The sequence below is a fragment of the Pseudomonas sp. NPDC088414 genome, assembly GCF_044753325.1.
Lineage (GTDB): Bacteria > Pseudomonadota > Gammaproteobacteria > Pseudomonadales > Pseudomonadaceae > Aquipseudomonas.
This window is the reverse complement of the sequence record NZ_JBIVMY010000081.1, coordinates 1-1115: the sequence shown is the minus strand read 5'-3', so window position 1 is coordinate 1115 and position 1115 is coordinate 1. Positions and strand designations below refer to the sequence as shown.

Here is a 1115-nt window from a genome sequence, read left to right as displayed (position 1 = left end):
TACACCGGTTGGGGCAACGCCAGCGACAACATCATCACCGGCGGCTCGGGCAATGACACGCTGTACGGTGGCGCAGGCGCCGACCAGTTCATCGGTGGTGCGGGTTACGACACGGCTGGTTACACGGACAGCAAGGTTGCGGTGAGCATCAACCTGAAAACCGGTGTGCACTCCGGAATCGCGACAGGTGACACGTTCACCGATATCGAGGCGATCAAGGGCTCAAACCTCAACGACATCTTTGTCGGTGACGGCAAAGGCATCGACTTTGATGGCGGAACGGGATTCGACACAGTCGACTACTCGACCTCCTCGGCGGCAGTGAATGTCGATATTCGCGGGGGAGGCGCCACCGGTGTGGCCGGGACTGGCGGCGATGCCGAAGGCACAACCCTGACCGGGATCGAAAAAGTCATCGGCTCAGCCTTCAATGACAGCTTTACCGTGACAACGGCCGTCGCCACTTTCGAAGGTGGCGCCGGCGACGATATCTACTACATTAACGCCAATGTCGCTTCAGCCATCATCGAGCAGGCGGATGGCGGCAACGATGAAATGCGCGTGTCAGTGGTCACTGCAAGCCAGACGTTCATGGCGGACAATATCGAACGCCTGACCTTCCTCGGCAACAACGCTTACACCGGTTGGGGCAACGCCAGCGACAACATCATCACCGGCGGCTCGGGCAATGACTCGCTGTACGGTGGCGCAGGCGCCGACCAGATCATCGGCGGTGCGGGTTACGACACGGCTGGTTACACGGACAGCAAGGTTGCGGTGAGCATCAACCTGAAAACCGGTGTGCACTCCGGAATCGCGACAGGTGACACGTTCACCGATATCGAGGCGATCAAGGGCTCAAACCTCAACGACATCTTTGTCGGTGACGGCAAAGGCATCGACTTTGATGGCGGAACGGGATTCGACACAGTCGACTACTCGACCTCCTCGGCGGCAGTGAATGTCGATATTCGCGGGGGAGGCGCCACCGGTGTGGCCGGGACTGGCGGCGATGCCGAAGGCACAACCCTGACCGGGATCGAAAAAGTCATCGGCTCAGCCTTCAATGACAGCTTTACCGTGACAACGGCCGTCGCCACTTTCGAAGGTGGCGC

The 1115-nt window shown here is 59.7% G+C and carries 1 pseudogene; it reads left to right on the top strand.

Annotation, left to right across the window (positions count from 1 at the left end):
* Nucleotides 1-1115: pseudogene (locus ACIP8I_RS27180) on the top strand (calcium-binding protein); the annotation flags it as partial.